The sequence below is a fragment of the Pseudomonas sp. AP3_22 TE3818 genome (assembly GCF_053628995.1).
Genome location: NZ_JBRJHL010000001.1, coordinates 6,183,732 through 6,198,983 on the forward strand (window position 1 = coordinate 6,183,732; position 15,252 = coordinate 6,198,983).

At 62.3% G+C, this 15,252-nt stretch carries 15 protein-coding genes; 1 reads left to right on the plus strand and 14 read right to left on the minus strand.

Annotated elements, in window-relative coordinates; genetic code table 11:
• Positions 1 to 33: 33 nt before the first annotated feature.
• Complete coding sequence (locus AB7M25_RS28100; RefSeq protein ID WP_429382702.1) at positions 34 to 1,314, plus strand: MFS transporter; 1,281 nt, start codon at positions 34 to 36, stop codon at positions 1,312 to 1,314.
• Here AB7M25_RS28100 and gspM read toward each other — a convergent pair.
• From gspM to AB7M25_RS28170, 14 genes are all read right to left on the minus strand, one after another.
• Positions 1,307 to 1,738: a type II secretion system protein GspM gene (gene gspM / locus AB7M25_RS28105; RefSeq protein WP_454238259.1), complete on the minus strand. Its 432-nt coding sequence runs from the start codon at positions 1,736 to 1,738 to the stop codon at positions 1,307 to 1,309. The genes AB7M25_RS28100 and gspM overlap by 8 nt on opposite strands.
• On the minus strand, positions 1,735 to 2,841 hold the full coding sequence (gene gspL, locus AB7M25_RS28110) for a type II secretion system protein GspL (RefSeq protein ID WP_454238260.1): 1,107 nt from the start codon (positions 2,839 to 2,841) through the stop codon (positions 1,735 to 1,737). The genes gspM and gspL overlap by 4 nt, the downstream gene beginning before the upstream one ends.
• A complete protein-coding gene (locus AB7M25_RS28115; RefSeq protein ID WP_429517886.1) occupies positions 2,838 to 3,689 on the minus strand; it encodes a type II secretion system protein GspK in 852 nt (283 codons plus the stop codon). Before AB7M25_RS28115 ends, gspL begins: the two co-directional genes overlap by 4 nt.
• A complete protein-coding gene (locus AB7M25_RS28120; RefSeq protein ID WP_429517887.1) occupies positions 3,686 to 4,228 on the minus strand; it encodes a type II secretion system protein GspJ in 543 nt (180 codons plus the stop codon). The genes AB7M25_RS28115 and AB7M25_RS28120 overlap by 4 nt, the downstream gene beginning before the upstream one ends.
• A complete protein-coding gene (gene gspI / locus AB7M25_RS28125; RefSeq protein WP_454238261.1) occupies positions 4,221 to 4,604 on the minus strand; it encodes a type II secretion system minor pseudopilin GspI in 384 nt (127 codons plus the stop codon). Before gspI ends, AB7M25_RS28120 begins: the two co-directional genes overlap by 8 nt.
• Positions 4,597 to 5,064 carry a type II secretion system minor pseudopilin GspH gene (gene gspH, locus AB7M25_RS28130; RefSeq protein ID WP_454238262.1) on the minus strand — a complete coding sequence of 156 codons (468 nt, stop codon included), beginning with the start codon at positions 5,062 to 5,064 and terminating at the stop codon, positions 4,597 to 4,599. Before gspH ends, gspI begins: the two co-directional genes overlap by 8 nt.
• Before the next feature lie 3 nt (positions 5,065 to 5,067).
• Positions 5,068 to 5,523, minus strand: coding sequence for a type II secretion system major pseudopilin GspG (gene gspG / locus AB7M25_RS28135; protein WP_008047876.1), 456 nt, complete (start codon positions 5,521 to 5,523; stop codon positions 5,068 to 5,070).
• Between the two features lie 3 nt (positions 5,524 to 5,526).
• Entirely contained in the window at positions 5,527 to 6,735 is a 1,209-nt protein-coding gene (gene gspF / locus AB7M25_RS28140; RefSeq protein ID WP_429517893.1) for a type II secretion system inner membrane protein GspF, read from the minus strand.
• Between the two features lie 3 nt (positions 6,736 to 6,738).
• Positions 6,739 to 8,211, minus strand: coding sequence for a type II secretion system ATPase GspE (gene gspE / locus AB7M25_RS28145; protein WP_429382721.1), 1,473 nt, complete (start codon positions 8,209 to 8,211; stop codon positions 6,739 to 6,741).
• A 3-nt stretch (positions 8,212 to 8,214) separates the two neighbouring features.
• Positions 8,215 to 10,134, minus strand: a complete 1,920-nt coding sequence (gene gspD, locus AB7M25_RS28150; RefSeq protein ID WP_429382723.1) for a type II secretion system secretin GspD — start codon at positions 10,132 to 10,134, stop codon at positions 8,215 to 8,217.
• 8 nt (positions 10,135 to 10,142) lie between these two features.
• Entirely contained in the window at positions 10,143 to 10,697 is a 555-nt protein-coding gene (locus AB7M25_RS28155) for a type II secretion system protein N (protein WP_429382725.1), read from the minus strand.
• Positions 10,698 to 10,755: 58 nt separating this feature from the next.
• Positions 10,756 to 12,222, minus strand: coding sequence for an N-acetylglucosamine-binding protein GbpA (gene gbpA, locus AB7M25_RS28160; protein ID WP_454238263.1), 1,467 nt, complete (start codon positions 12,220 to 12,222; stop codon positions 10,756 to 10,758).
• 293 nt (positions 12,223 to 12,515) lie between these two features.
• Positions 12,516 to 13,583 (minus strand): uroporphyrinogen decarboxylase, encoded by a 1,068-nt coding sequence (hemE, locus tag AB7M25_RS28165; protein WP_454238264.1) that lies wholly within the window; start codon positions 13,581 to 13,583, stop codon positions 12,516 to 12,518.
• 247 nt (positions 13,584 to 13,830) lie between these two features.
• Positions 13,831 to 15,249 carry an FAD-dependent oxidoreductase gene (locus AB7M25_RS28170; RefSeq protein ID WP_007975602.1) on the minus strand — a complete coding sequence of 473 codons (1,419 nt, stop codon included), beginning with the start codon at positions 15,247 to 15,249 and terminating at the stop codon, positions 13,831 to 13,833.
• Positions 15,250 to 15,252 lie beyond the last annotated feature (3 nt).

Here is a 15,252-nt window from a genome sequence, read left to right on the forward strand (position 1 = left end):
TTGCCTGACCGGCTGCGTCCTCCGAGGTCCCCCGTGAAAACTGCTGTCGCTCCACTCGCCCATGAAGTTCCTCCTGTAGCGCCGGACGCTATCGCCGTTGAGCTGGCAGAGATCTACATCGAAAAAGGCACGCCGGCGTTCATGCGCACGGTGCTGGCACTGTTCTGCGGCGGCTTCGCGACCTTCGCCCTGCTGTACTGCGTGCAACCGATGATGCCGCTGCTGTCCCACGAATATTCCATCAACGCGGCGCAAAGCAGCCTGATCCTCTCTGTCGCCACCGGCATGCTCGCTTTCGGCTTGCTGATCACGGGGCCGATCTCCGACCGCGTCGGGCGCAAACCGGTGATGGTCGCCGCGCTGTTCGCCGCGGCCCTGTGCACCCTTGCCAGCGCGATGCTGCCGAGCTGGCACGCGGTGCTGGCGATGCGGGCGCTGGTGGGCCTGTCTTTGAGCGGGCTGGCGGCGGTCGCCATGACCTACCTGAGCGAAGAGATCCATCCGCAGCACATCGGCCTGGCGATGGGCCTGTACATCGGCGGCAACGCGATTGGCGGGATGAGCGGGCGCTTGATCACCGGGGTACTGATCGACTTCGTCAGTTGGCACACGGCAATGCTGGTGATCGGCGGCCTGGCCCTGATTGCGGCGGCGGTGTTCTGGAAAATCCTCCCCGAATCGCGCAACTTCCGCTCCCGCTCGCTGCACCCGCGCAGCCTGCTCGACGGCTTCACCATGCACTTTCGCGACGCCGGCTTGCCGCTGCTGTTCCTCGAGGCCTTCGTGCTGATGGGGGCGTTCGTCACGCTGTTCAACTACATCGGCTATCGCCTGCTGGCCGAGCCGTATCACATGGAACAGGCGTTCGTCGGGATGCTCTCGGTGGTGTACCTGTCGGGCATCTACAGCTCGGCGAAAATCGGTGCCCTGGCCGACAAGCTCGGTCGACGCAAAATGCTCTGGAGCACCATTGCACTGATGATCGCCGGCCTGGCGCTGACGATGTTCACACCGCTGCCGCTGGTGATCATCGGCATGCTGGTGTTCACCTTCGGCTTCTTCGGTGCCCATTCGGTGGCCAGCAGCTGGATCGGCCGCCGCGCCACCAAAGCCAAGGGCCAGGCGTCGTCGCTTTACTTGTTCAGCTACTACGCCGGGTCGAGCATTGCCGGTACGGCGGGTGGCGTGTTCTGGCATCTGGGTGGCTGGAACGGGATCGGGCTGTTCATCGGCACGCTGCTGGTGATTGCGCTGCTGATCGCGTTGAAGCTGGCGAAGTTGCCGCTGCTGCCACAACACACCTCGGCTACCTGAGCACCAGCCGCGCCTCCAAAGCATCGTCACGTTTTTCCAGGGCCAGCGACTGCAACGCGACACCGTTGCGCTCCATAGCGTCGAGCCACTGTATCAACGGCTGCGCGTTGCCATTGAGGGTCAGGCGCAGCAGGTCGCTGTCGCTCTCCATCTGACGGATTTCCAGCCCCGCTGCCGCTGCGCTCTCACTGATGCGCAGCGATAGCGGCTGACCGGTGTCGGCGGGGACATGGCTGCGCGGTGATGCCCGTTGCAGTTGCGCGGCCAGACTCGTCTGCTGTTGATACTGACGCTCGACAGTTTCCAGGCGCTGCCGGTTCGGTTGCCAGATCAGGCTGAAAGCCACAACCGCCAACAAAAAAGCCCCCAACACCTGCAACAGCCGTTGTTCGCGCACAGAAAGGCGCCGCCATGCCTGGATCATGCCTCGTCCTCCACGGTGAGGGTGGCGTGCACCCGGTCAGCGGCTTTGTTCGCGCTATCGAGCCGGATGGGCATGCCTTGTTGGCGTCCGCGCTCACGCAATTGTTCCAGCTCGGCAAAGCCGCTGGCGGTCAGCTGGATTTTCCAGCCTTCACCGGCCCTGAACTCGATGCGCCGGACCTCGACCGGGCTGGCGCCGATCACCTGCTCAATCAATCGGACCAGCCCTGCAATGCGGGTGTTTTGCGATTCGACAGGCTGGCTTTGCAGGGCCTTGAGTTGCGCTGCGATGTCGACGATGCGGCCTTGCTCCGGGTAAAGCGCCTTGAATCGCAATTCATTTTGGCTGGCGAGGCGGCGGGCTTCGCTGTCGATGAAGCGAATCCGCGTCTCGCTGCCCCCCCAGGTCAACAGCGCCAGCATCACCATCACCCACCCGCCGGTACGCCAGGGCAGACGCTTGCCACGCGGGGCGAATGCACCTTGCAGCAGATTGATGGCCCGGATCGGGCGGTGGGTCAGGCATTGGTCGATGACCGCGGGGTCCTCACGTTCGTCCAGCCATTGCATGTCCCTGGGCAATAATGGGGTGAGCAGCGCCAGGTGCTCTTGCGACAACGCCAAGCGTGCCGACAGGCTTCCACCCAACAGCCAACGACCGAACCACCACGCACCGCACGGTTGAGCGCCGGACAACACATCGGCATCGACGAACACCCCGCGCACCGTGATACCCGTCTCGCGCAGCAGGGCGAGCACGGCGGCCAACCGTTCCCGGCCGATGACCATGGCCGGGTAGCAGCCGTCGCGATCACGGGCGCCAACACCCAGATGCACAACGTCCAGCGCCTCGCTCAGTTGATCTTCCACGGCGAAGGCTATGGCCTGGGCCTCGGGTTGACGCCGCGCCGGCCATGGCTCGCTGCGTACCCAACTGCACATTTCCATGGGCAGCAGCACATCGACCGACTTCCCCTGCAATGCCGAGGCCGCCTGAGTCAGTGGCATCGGCTGGCGTTGACCGGTTGGGGACCACAGCATGCAAGGCCAGAGTGCGGATGGCGCATCCCGGCCCTCGGCGGTCAGGTAAAGCCAAGTGTTCATCGCGGTCTCTCGTGGCTACTGGTAGGAAGAAAACGTCGTTGCAGCACCGTCAGCTGTTGAGTCTTGGGGTCGTACCCGACATCCGTGGCCAGATGCAATCGGCGCCCGTCCCGGATCACCTGCACGCCGATCCGATACCAGCGGCTATGGGTGCCAAGGCCATGGCTGCTCAAGCCCTGCCCGGAGAGCAACGGGTCCTGCGTAAACGCCTGGACACTCGCCCAAGGTGCTGTTGCGGCCTGAAGCGCCAGCGCATCGGCGGTCGCGGCGTCCACCTCGCCGAGCGTTCTCAACACCAGCGCCGGCGCGGTGTTGATGTTCAAGGTGACGTCGGTGGGCAGCAGTGCCACCCAGGGCTCCAGTCGTTGCAGCAGGCGAGCGTCAATGCCGGGAAGCAAGCGCAGCTGGCTCAGTTCCCGCAGCGGCCCGACCTGGCTCAGTTGCACAGGAGGAAGCTCGAGCAGCTCGAGCAGGCGCGCCCAACGGTTGAGGGTGACCTGATCCACCTGGCCCTGGCGTAACAAAGCGTTGAGATTGAAACGCCCGGCGAGGTCATCGATATCGATGCGGATCTGCGCCTCTTCAACCTCGAAACCCGGCGCCATGGCCGTCCAGCCCTGAATCCGCTCGACGGGTTTTTCCGTGCTCTGCAGCGCGTCGCGCAACAGCAGCAACGCCCAGCTTTCCCCGCCCGATGCGAGTTGACGCAGGTGTATCTGCTGCAACTGTTGCCCGCTGCTTTGCAGCGACAGGTGATGGCTGCGCAACAAGCCACCGGTGATCAGCAGCGCCAGGCTCAGGACCAGCAAAACACTGATCAACGCCATGCCGCGTTGATGCCCGTTCATGGCAATGCACCCGGCATCGGCAACACCCGACGAATCGATTCGAAGCGACCGACCGAGACGTGCACCTCCAGCGCCAGGGGCGCCTTCGCGTCCTGTCCGGGCGACCATTGAGCGACCCAGCCGGACTGGCTGTCGAACAGACGCCAGTTCAACTCGCGAACGTCCTCCAACAGTTTTTGCCGCTGCACGAGTTCGGTGCCTTCGCCCTGGCTTTCGCGCCACAGCACGTCGCCATCGAGTCGATAGGTCAGCGCCTGAAGCTCACTGCGCGGCTGGTCCAGCGGATTGCGCCAGTGACTGCGCTGGAACTGTAAAAGCGGCGGTGCAAGCACCATCGGCTGCGCAGTGACCTGCAGCAGATCCCGCTCGATCACCGCCACCGCGCGCTGCAGGCTCCTGAGTTCTCGCTCGTGGGCCGTCACGCCCCGTTGCACCCGCACCACGCTATCGAACAAACCCCAACTGGCCAGCCCCAACACGGCGAAGATCGCCAGGGCGATGACCAGCTCCAGCAAGGTGAACCCGCGCTGCTTATTCATGAACCGCGAGTGTCCAACCGCTGGCACGATGCAAGGCGTGCGTACTGTTTGCGGGGCTGACCTGGATGTCGACCTGGAGCAAACGTGGATCACCGGTGGCGCTGATGTGTTGCTGCAACACCCAGTCGCGCTGATCCATGGACACCACCTGTTGCTGCTGCCCCGCCGCCAACCCGGGTTGCAGGCGCAATTCATTCAAACGGTTGTCCGCCAGCCACGCCGCAAACAGTCGCGCCTCAACGGCGCCACGCTGTTTGACCACGTATTGACTGGCCGAAAGCACGGCAGCCGCCAGTGTCGCGAAGATCGCCAGGGCCACCATGATTTCCAGCAGCGTGAAACCGCCCATGGCGGGTCGGGATCGCAAGCTAGCCATCGATCTCCACCTCGCCAAGGCCATCGCCGGACAGGCTCAGCCAGGTCCGGTTGCCGGACTCGAATGTCAGGGTGAAGACACTGGTCTCGTCGTTGCTGAATATCAACAACTGCGGCGGCCCTTCATCAGCGCCCAGGTCTACCGCATAGCCGTCATCCCGAAAACGCACCCGCACGCTCAGGGGCCAGTCAGTTAGCTCCGCCACCGGCTCCCATCCGTGAACACCCTGGCGCATCGCCCGGTGGCCATCGGTACTCAGCCGCAAACCATAGTCCTGCCCCTCGAATACCGCTCGCTCGCGCAACTGATGAATCACCTGCACCATCGCCTCAGCCTCCTGCCTGACCTGGCGCGCGGGACTGTCCCCACCGGCAAAGCTCACCATGCCCAGCAAAAAGCCGACCATCACAATTACGATCATCAACTCCAACAACGTAAATCCCCGGCAACGGTAGCCCACGGTTCAATGACCCCAATTGCCGATTTCCGCTGCAAACCCTTCACCGCCGGCTACGCCATCGGCACCCAGGGAATACAGGTCGTAAGTACCATCCGTCGATCTCACACCCGGATTGAGGTACTGATAAGGCGTGTTCCACGGGTCGACCGGCATGCTCTTGAGGTATCCCTGAGGGTTCCAGCCACGCGCCGCGGGCAGTCCGGAGGGACGCTTGACCAACGCTTCCAGGCCTTGCTGGGTCGAGGGGTAATGGGCGTTGTCGAGGCGATACATTTCCAGGGCGGTGGCGATGGCCTGGATATCGATTCTGGCGGCGGTGACCTTGGCCTGATCGGGGCGACTCATGAACTGCGGCACCACAATGGCCCCCAGCACACCGATGATGACCACCACCACCATGATTTCGATCAGGGTAAAACCGCGTTGCACGCGGGAAAGGCTTTTGCGGACAGGTCGCATGGATCAATTCACCAATTGGTTGAGGCTGAGAATCGGGAGCAGGATGGCCATGACGATCAGCAGCACAACGCCGCCCATCAGTACCAGCATGGCCGGCTCGAACAGGCTCACCACCAGCGCAATGCGCGCGGCGAGGCTGCTTTCCTGTTGTTCGGCGGCCCGGGCCAACAGGCGGTCGAGTTCGCCGGCACGTTCACCACTGGCGATCATGTGCAGCATCATCGGCGGGATGTCGCCGCTCAGTTCCAGGCCGCGGGTGAGCGTTCCGCCTTCGCGAACGGAACGGGCGACATCGACCATCCGCGCGCGAATGGTCAGGTTGCCGATGACCGCGGCGGCAATCTCCAGTGCGTCCACCAAGGGCACGGCACTTTTGCCGAGGATCGCCAGGGTGCTGGCAAATCGCGCGGCTTCCATGGCCCGCAGCACTTCACCGATGACCGGCGCACTCAGCAGCCAACGATGCCAGCGCAGACGCCATTGCGGCTGCTGCCAGCTCCAGCGCCACAGGCCGAACAGCGTCACCAGCACGCCTATCAGCAACAGGAAATGGTTGCGCAGGCCGTTGCTCACGCCAATCAGTGCCTGGGTCAGCCAGGGCAACGGCTGGCCGCTGTCGACGAAAATCTTCACCACATCCGGCACTACATAACCGAGCAAAAAACCGACGATTGCTACGCTGGCCAACATCAGGATCAAGGGGTACACCAGGGCCATCTGGATCTTTTGCCGCGAGGCTTGGCGGGCCTGTGTGTAGGCCGCCAGTTGCTCCAGCACATGGCCCAGATGCCCCGAGCGCTCGCCGGCGGCCACGGTGGCGCGGAACAATTCGGGGAAGGCCCTGGGAAATTGCCCCAGTGCCGAGGCCAGGGCGTGGCCTTCCATCACCCGGCTCCTGACCGCCGAGAGCAGGCCCGCGACCTTGCGCTTCGAGCTCTGTTTCGCCACCGCCTCGAGTGCTTCTTCCAGAGGCAGCCCGGCCTGAACCAGCGTTGCCAGCTGCAAGGTCAATAACGCCAGATCAGCCGCGCTCAGGCCTGCGCCGCGAGGTTGCTTGCCTGTATCTCTGCCGACCCGGACCTCGATCAACACACGCGGCCACACGCCACGTTCACGCAACAGCTGTCGCGCATGACGGGGTCCATCGGCCTCCAGGCGTCCCTTGCAGGATCGGCCTTGGGCATCTAGGGCGCGGTAGTCGAAGGTGGGCATCCGTCAGTGCTCCTGGGTCACGCGCAGCAACTCATCGAGGCTGGTCAAGCCTTCCAGCACCCGCTGACGCCCGTCCTGGAACAGGCTGCGCGAAACCTTGCGCGTTGCCTCGACGAGGATTTGCTCACTGGCGCCCTGATGGATCAGCGCCGAGACGGCGGGCGTCACGCTGATCAGTTCGTAGATGCCGATGCGCCCGCGATAGCCGTGCTGGCACTGCGCGCAGCCCGAGGCTTGGCACAGGGTGTGCGACGTGGCCGTGTCGAGCCCCAGGCGGTCACAGGCCGCCGCATCGGCGGTGTACGAAACCTTGCAATGGGGGCACAGGGTGCGCAGCAGGCGCTGGGCCAGAATGCCCACCAGCGAGGACGCCAGCAGGTAGGCATCGACGCCCATGTCGACCAGCCGCGTAACGGCGCCGACCGCACTGTTGGTGTGCAAGGTCGACAGCACCAGATGCCCGGTCAAAGACGCCTGCACGGCGATCTCGGCGGTTTCGCGGTCGCGGATTTCGCCGACCATCACCACGTCCGGGTCCTGGCGCAGAATCGCCCGCAGGCCGCGGGCAAAGGTCATGTCGACTTTCGGGTTGACCGGCATCTGGCCCACACCCGGCAGGTGATACTCGATCGGGTCTTCGACCGTGAGGATGTTGCGGGTCTGGTCATTCAGGCTGCTCAACGCGGCGTACAGGCTGGTGGTCTTGCCGGAGCCCGTCGGCCCGGTCACCAACAGGATGCCGTGGGGTTTGCCCAACAACTGGCGCAGGGCCGCGAGGGTATCGTCCGGCATGCCCAGCCGATGCAGGTCCAGGCGCCCGGCCTGCTTGTCGAGCAGACGCAGCACCACCCGCTCACCGTGGGCCGAAGGCAGCGTCGAGACCCGCACATCGACTTCATGCCCGGCCAGACGCAAGGCCATTCGCCCATCCTGGGGCACGCGTTTTTCCGCGATGTCCAGGCGCGCCATGACCTTGATCCGCGACACCAGCAGCGTTGCCAGTTCGCGCTTGGGCCTGAGCATTTCACGCAGTTGGCCATCCACCCGCATGCGCACCGACAGGTACTGTTCGAAGGTTTCCAGGTGCACATCCGAGGCGTGCTCGCGCACGGCTTCACCGAGCAGTGCGTTGATCAGGCGAATGATCGGCGCATCGCCCTGTTGCTCCAGCAGGTCGGCGGTCTGCGGCACCTGATCGACCAGGCTGAGCAAGTCCAGCTCTTCGTCCAGCCCTTGGGCTACCTGCTCCACCGCGCTTTGTCCCTCACGATAGGCTGCCGCCAGGCGTGAGGCGTATTCTTCGGCGTCGACGATGACGAACGGCAGCGTCGCCCCGCACACCCGGTGCGCCTCTGACAATGCGCTGAGCGATGCATCGCTGCGCAGGGCAAGGCGCAGATCGTCGCCGTCACGCTCCAGCAACACACCAAAACGCCGGGCGAAGCCGAAGGGCAATTGCTCGCTGAATTCGCCCATGGGTTACTGCGCCTTACCGCGCAAGTCGAACACTGGCGCGTCGCTGGCCGGTTCAAACAACCCGCGCGCCTCGGATGGCAGCAACAACGAGTTGTTTTCCCCCGCCCCTGACTTGCTCAGGTCACGCAGCGCGTTGTAACGCTGCTGGCTGACCTGGGACAGGTCCTCCTTGCTGCGCACGATGGTCGGGCGCAAGAACACCATCAGATTGCTTTTGGTCTGGGTGTCGCGGCTCCAGCGGAACATCGCGCCGAGGTAGGGAATGTCACGCAGCAGCGGCACGCCGCTTTTCTGGGTGCGCACGCTGTCGCGGATCAGGCCGCCGATCACGATGATTTCGCCATCGTCGGCGAGGATGGTGCTTTTGAGCGCTCGCTTGTTGGTGATCAGGTCCGAGGAGTCGATGCCCGACACCGAGGGGGCGATGTCCGACACTTCCTGCTCGACCTCCAGGCGCAACGTCGAGCCTTCGTTGATGTAAGGCTTGATCTTCAGGCTGATGCCGACGTCCTTGCGCTCGACGGTTGTGAACGGATTCTCCGCGCCGTTGCTATTGGTGGCGTAGGAGCCGGTCTTGAACGGCACGTTCTGGCCGACGATGATTTCCGCTTCCTGATTGTCCAGGGTCAACAGGCTCGGGGTGGACAGCAGGTTGCTGTGGGTGTTGCTGGCCAGGGCCGAAATCAGCGCACCGAAGCGGTCGCTGCCCAGTCGCAGGATCGCCCCTTCCGGCGCCGATCGTTTCTCGTCGAACTTCAACCCGCCGACAATCGGAATGTCGGTACCGGGAAAGTTGATGAAGCCCTTGGCGTCGCCGGTGTTGAGGTTCCACTGCACACCGACGGCCTCGGCGATGTCGCCGGAAATTTCGACGATGGCGGCATGGATCAACACCTGGGCCCGCGGCTGGTCCAACTGGCGCACGATGCTTTCGATGGTCCGCACCTGTGCCGGCTCGGCAATCAGCACCAGCGCGTTCTGGCTTTCGTCGGCCTTGATCATGAAGGCAGCGCCGCCCGACATGTCCTTGGCGTTGCCGACGGCGGACGCCTGTTTCCTGCCCTGCCCCATCGATTCCAGAATCTCGGCCAACTGCTTGGCATCGCTGTGACGCAGGCGAATCACCCGGGCGTTGTCGAGGGTCGTGGTGGCCGGTGTATCGAGCCCGCGGGCCAGTTCGATCAAACGTTGGCGAACGACTGGCGGGCCTATGAAAATCAGGCGATTGGTCCGGGTGTCAGCCAGTACCTGTATCGCCGACTCGGCATTGCGCTTGCCCATGGAGGCCTCGATCACCGGTGCAACATCGCCGGCCTGGGCATGCTGGAGCTGAAGCACCGCGTGCAGGTTGTTCTGACCGGAGTCCAGTTCGCGGATCACCCGGGCGATGCGCTTCACATTGGCGGCCGTATCGGTCAGCACCAGCGCGTTGGCCGACACCGAGGGGCCGACATAACCGTTGGCAGAAACCAACGGCCGCACCAGCCCGGCAATATCGGTGGCGCTACCGGTGTTCAACCCGATGACTTCGGTCACGAACTGCGACGCCGTGGTGGTTTTTACCGTGCCCTGACCGGCCCGGGTCCTGGCCTCGGCAACCGGGGTGATGAGAATCCGGTCGCCCTCATCGATCACCGTAAAATTGTGGGCGTCGAGCACTGAATAGAACAACCGACGCACCCCCTCACGATCAAGGGCCTGTCGGGACATGACGGTGATACGACCGGAGACCTTGGGGTCCAGCACTACCGTGGTCCCGAGAATGCTGGAGATCTCTTCGACGATGTCGCGCAGCTCTGCGTTGTTCATCGCCAGTTGCCATTTTTCTTCGGCGCCTCGAAGCGTGCCCGAGAAGGCAGCAGCCGCCAAAACGGCAAGCAAAAGCATGGAACGCAACCAATGCGCGCCGACGAAGCTGTTCATGAAATTCATCACTCTGGTTGCCCGGAGAGCGGGCGTAAAAAACGCGTGGTCGTGGTGACCGATTGAGCATCGGCGGATGATTCGAGTCCCGTCAGGAACCGTGCGCCAGAGGGGACGAGCGCTAGCAGCTCTTCCCGGCCCTTGTTCCACAACACAACCTGGTGGGTCTCGATACGACGCAGGATGCTGCCGCCGGGCAAACGCTCGCCCACTTGATAGAGACGAGAACCTTGAGCATTGGCCAGCAGTGCCTTGGATAGTCCGTTGCTGACAAAGCTCGCTTGCAAGGTCAGCGGTTCGGCGCTGGGCCGCGGTGTGGCCTCCGTCGTCAGGCCGAACACAATGGCAATCGATGTTGTTTCGAGCAGTTCACGTGCAGGCACCGTCTCCAGCGCTGCGATGTCGGGCAACGGTGAAGCCAGGTGCTCGCGAAACGCCCGTTCCTGCCACGCCAGAAACACCGCAGCGCCCACTGGCAACGCGAGCCAACAAATGTTGCTCAGGCATGCCCGAAAGCGTTGTCCGGAAAAATTCGAAACCTTCATTTTCAACTCGGTACTCAACAAAAACACCTGGCTTCAGGCGACCTTTTGAGGGGCGTCTGAAGCCAGGTGCGGGGACTTACAACTTGTCCCACGCCATGTGCGAGTGAGCACCGACACCCGGTTCAAAACCGGTGGCGGTAGGGGTGTACTGCTTGCAGTAACCCGACTCAGGGAATGGCTTGCACTCAAAGACTTCGTCGGTTTTCGGTTGCAGCACCTTGGTGCCGGCTTTGTAGTCGCTGAGGCCTTCAGGGAACACGAAGTCGTATTCGACGCCTGCGCCTTCACCGGTCAGTTGGGTGGTCCTGGTGTCCTGACGGGTGGTGCGGCCATCCAGGGTGGTGCCGACCAGGGTCAGCGTGTGCACGCCTGGATTGCTGCGCACATCCAGGGACAACGAGGTGGAGCCGGTGGCCACTTGTGCCGATGTGGTGCCGACCGGTTTGTTGTTCTGATCGAACAAAGTCGCTTCGACGTCCATCGCGCGGTTCGCAGTCATGCTGAACTCGACTTTGGCCCGGCCTTTGTTCAGAACGTATTCGGCTTGCTGAGAGGTCACCGACATGCTGGCAGAGGCGTCTTCTTTCATATCCAGCTGTACTTCGTAACGAATCACGCCGCTTTCTTTTTGTGCGTAGAGGCTGTTGGTACCTTTCACTGGCTCGACATTACCGCTCTCGTCACGAATACCGGCACGGATGAGTGCGTGGGTCGCGTTGATTTTTTCTGCCAGCTTGAACGACCAGTTGTGCGGTGCGCCTTCTTCAGCGTTATCGATACTGATTTCCACGCTGTAGTCCGGACTCTCGCCATTGGCGGTGAACGCGCGGGCCTTGACCTTGTCACCTGCCAGCAAGGGGGTTGAAGGCGCAATGCTGGCCACGCGGGTCCAGCCGCCTGGCAACTCCGGCTCCGCAAGGATGTTCACATCTGCCACGTTGTAAAACGCGGCATCGGTATCACCGACTGTCCAGATACCCAGGATGACATGGTGGCCCGACTTGTCTGAAGGGATGGTGCAGCTATGTTTGTCGCTGTTGGACGGTTTCTGATTGCCGCCATCGATGGTGCAAAACGGCGTGCTCTCAAAGGTGGCACGCTTCAGAGACTCGTTTGGATTCCAGCCATTGCGGCTGATGAAATACTCATGCTTGGTGGCAGGGTGAACGGCGGTGTAAACCCACTGGAAATCAATGTTGCGATCCCTGATTTCCGTCAGGTGCCAGCGGGTGGCGGACTGTGCGTCCAGTGCGGAGAACAGCGCGTGACCGCCACTGGCGATCTTGCCATCGACCGGCCCCTGCACGGGGGCACCGCCAACACCTGCCGGAAAGCCCTTGAAGGTTTCACCGACACTCTGCGGCTCGTACTGGGCACCACCACAGTTGGTGTTCAAGCCTTTCTGGCAGGCCAGTGCGCGTGACGGCGGCACATCCAGATAGCCATGGGCGGAAACGGTTTGAGAGGCCAGCATTGCCGATAACAGGATCATCGATGAGGTGCAGGCCGTTAATGCACTTCTTTTATCAAATGTAATTTTCATGATGTGTTCCAGACTGCTTATCGAAAACAAGGCGCCTTGCAGGCGGCGATGTTTGCTTCGTTACCGTTCAGCGTTGTGCTGAACAGGGGTCTGGAACCTTACGGGGATGACGAAGAATTCTATGTAGGAGTAATCATCGAGCCGGGCGGGAATAGTCTTCTCATCCGATTTTCCGACAAGAAAGGAAAACACTCTTACAGAAGGAAACGCTTTATCCGGGCAGCTTTCTGCAGGACATAAAAAAACCTGTCCGGCACAAGGCGGGACAGGCTTCTGGAAAACGGCGTTGACCGTTATTCGTGATATTGCGCCGACAATTCATGCACGGCCCGCAGGAATGCACCGGCGTGTTCCGGATCGACTTCCGGCGTAATGCCATGACCGAGGTTGAACACGTGGCCGCTGCCTTTGCCGTAGCTGGCGAGAATGCGCCCGACTTCAGCGCGAATGGCTTCCGGTTTGGCGTAGAGCACGGTCGGGTCCATGTTGCCTTGCAGCGCGACCTTGTCGCCAACACGGGCGCGGGCGTTGCCGATGTCGCAGGTCCAGTCCAGGCCCAATGCATCAGCACCGGCATCGGCGATGCTTTCCAGCCACAGGCCGCCGTTCTTGGTGAACAGGATGACCGGCACCTTGCGGCCTTCGTGCTCGCGGATCAGGCCGCTGACGATTTTGCGCATGTAGGCCAGGGAGAACTCCTGGTACGCCGCGGCCGACAGGTTGCCGCCCCAGGTATCGAAGATCTGCACCGCTTGCGCACCGGCCAAGATCTGGCCGTTGAGGTAGCTGGTGACCGACTGCGCAAGCTTGTCCAGCAACAGGTGCATGGCTTGCGGGTTGTCGTAGAGCATGGCCTTGGTCTTGCGGAAGTCTTTCGACGAGCCGCCTTCGACCATGTAGGTCGCCAGGGTCCATGGGCTGCCGGAGAAGCCGATCAACGGTACACGCCCGTTCAGTTCACGACGGATGGTGCTGACCGCATCCATCACGTAGCCGAGGTCTTTCTGCGCATCGGGAATCGGCAGGGCTTCGATGTCGGCCAGGGTGCTGACGACTTTCTTGAAGCGCGGGCCTTCGCCGGCTTCGAAGTACAGGCCCTGGCCCATGGCATCGGGGATGGTCAGGATGTCGGAAAAGAGGATCGCCGCATCCAGTTGCGGATAACGGTCGAGCGGCTGCATCGTGACTTCGCAAGCGAACGCCGGGTTCATGCACAGGCTCATGAAGTCGCCGGCCTTGGCACGGCTGGCGCGGTATTCAGGCAGGTAGCGACCGGCCTGACGCATCATCCACACGGGGGTGACGTCTACGGGTTGCTTGAGCAGGGCGCGCAGGAAACGGTCGTTCTTCAGGGCAGTCATGTCGGCATCCGGAAAAAAAGTGAGGGCATTTTCTCAGAGCCGGACGCAAAAGGCACGGATGCAGGTCAGCCTTTTGTCTATCGGGTCAATTTGTCGCAATGAAACACAGTGTTTGCAATATCACAAAACGACTGTAGGAGCTGGCTTGCCGGCGATGCGGGCACCGCGGTGCATGAGATACACCGCGGTGATGCCATCGCTGGCAAGCCAGCCCCTACAGGTATTGTGTTGCAGTTTCGAACGAGGGTTAGACGCCCAGGTAATCCAGGATCCCTTCGGCGGCATTACGGCCTTCGAAGATCGCCGTCACCACCAGGTCCGAACCGCGCACCATGTCGCCACCGGCGAAGATTTTCGGGTTGCTGGTCTGGTGCTTGTACTGACCTTGCTCCGGTGCCACAACGCGGCCCTGGCTGTCGGTCTGGATCTCGAACTGCTCGAACCACGGCGCCGGGCTAGGACGGAAACCGAACGCGATGACCACGGCGTCGGCCGGGATGATCTCTTCGGAACCCGGGATCGGCTCGGGGCTGCGACGGCCACGGGCGTCGGGCTCGCCGAGACGGGTCTCGACCACCTTCACGCCTTCGACCTTGTCTTCACCAACAATCGCAATCGGCTGGCGGTTGTAGAGGAACTTCACGCCTTCTTCCTTGGCGTTCTTCACCTCTTTGCGCGAGCCCGGCATGTTCGCTTCGTCACGACGATAAGCGCAGGTCACCGACTTGGCGCCCTGGCGGATCGACGTACGGTTGCAGTCCATCGCCGTGTCGCCACCGCCCAGTACCACGACCTTCTTGCCTTTCATGTCGACGAAATCTTCCGGCGACTTTTCAAAGCCCAGGTTGCGGTTGACGTTGGCGATCAGGAAGTCCAGTGCGTCGTACACGCCTGGCAGGTCTTCACCGGCAAAACCGCCCTTCATGTAGGTGTAGGTGCCCATGCCCATGAATACGGCATCGTATTCTTCGAGCAGTTGCTCCATGGTCACGTCCTTGCCCACCTCGGTGTTGAGGCGGAACTCGATGCCCATGCCGGTGAAGACTTCGCGGCGATTGCTCAGCACGGTCTTTTCCAGCTTGAACTCGGGAATGCCGAAGGTCAGCAGGCCGCCGATTTCCGGGTTCTTGTCGAACACCACCGGGGTCACGCCGCCGCGCACCAGCACGTCGGCGCAACCCAGGCCCGCAGGCCCGGCACCGATGATCGCGACGCGCTTGCCGGTCGGCTTGACCTTGGACATGTCCGGGCGCCAGCCCATGGCGAACGCGGTGTCGGTAATGTACTTCTCAACCGAACCGATGGTCACCGCGCCGAAGCCGTCGTTGAGGGTGCAGGCTCCCTCGCACAGACGATCCTGCGGGCACACCCGGCCGCAGACTTCCGGCAGGGTGTTGGTCTGGTGCGACAACTCGGCGGCCTGGAGGATGTTGCCCTCGGCCACCAGCTTGAGCCAGTTGGGAATGAAGTTGTGCACCGGGCACTTCCATTCGCAATACGGGTTACCGCACCCCAGGCAGCGGTGGGCCTGGTCGGCCGACTGCTGGGGTTTGAAGGGCTCGTAGATTTCCACGAACTCTTTCTTGCGTTGACGCAACAGTTTCTTCTTCGGATCCTTGCGCCCGACCTCGATGAACTGGAAGTCATTATTCAGACGTTCAGCCATTTT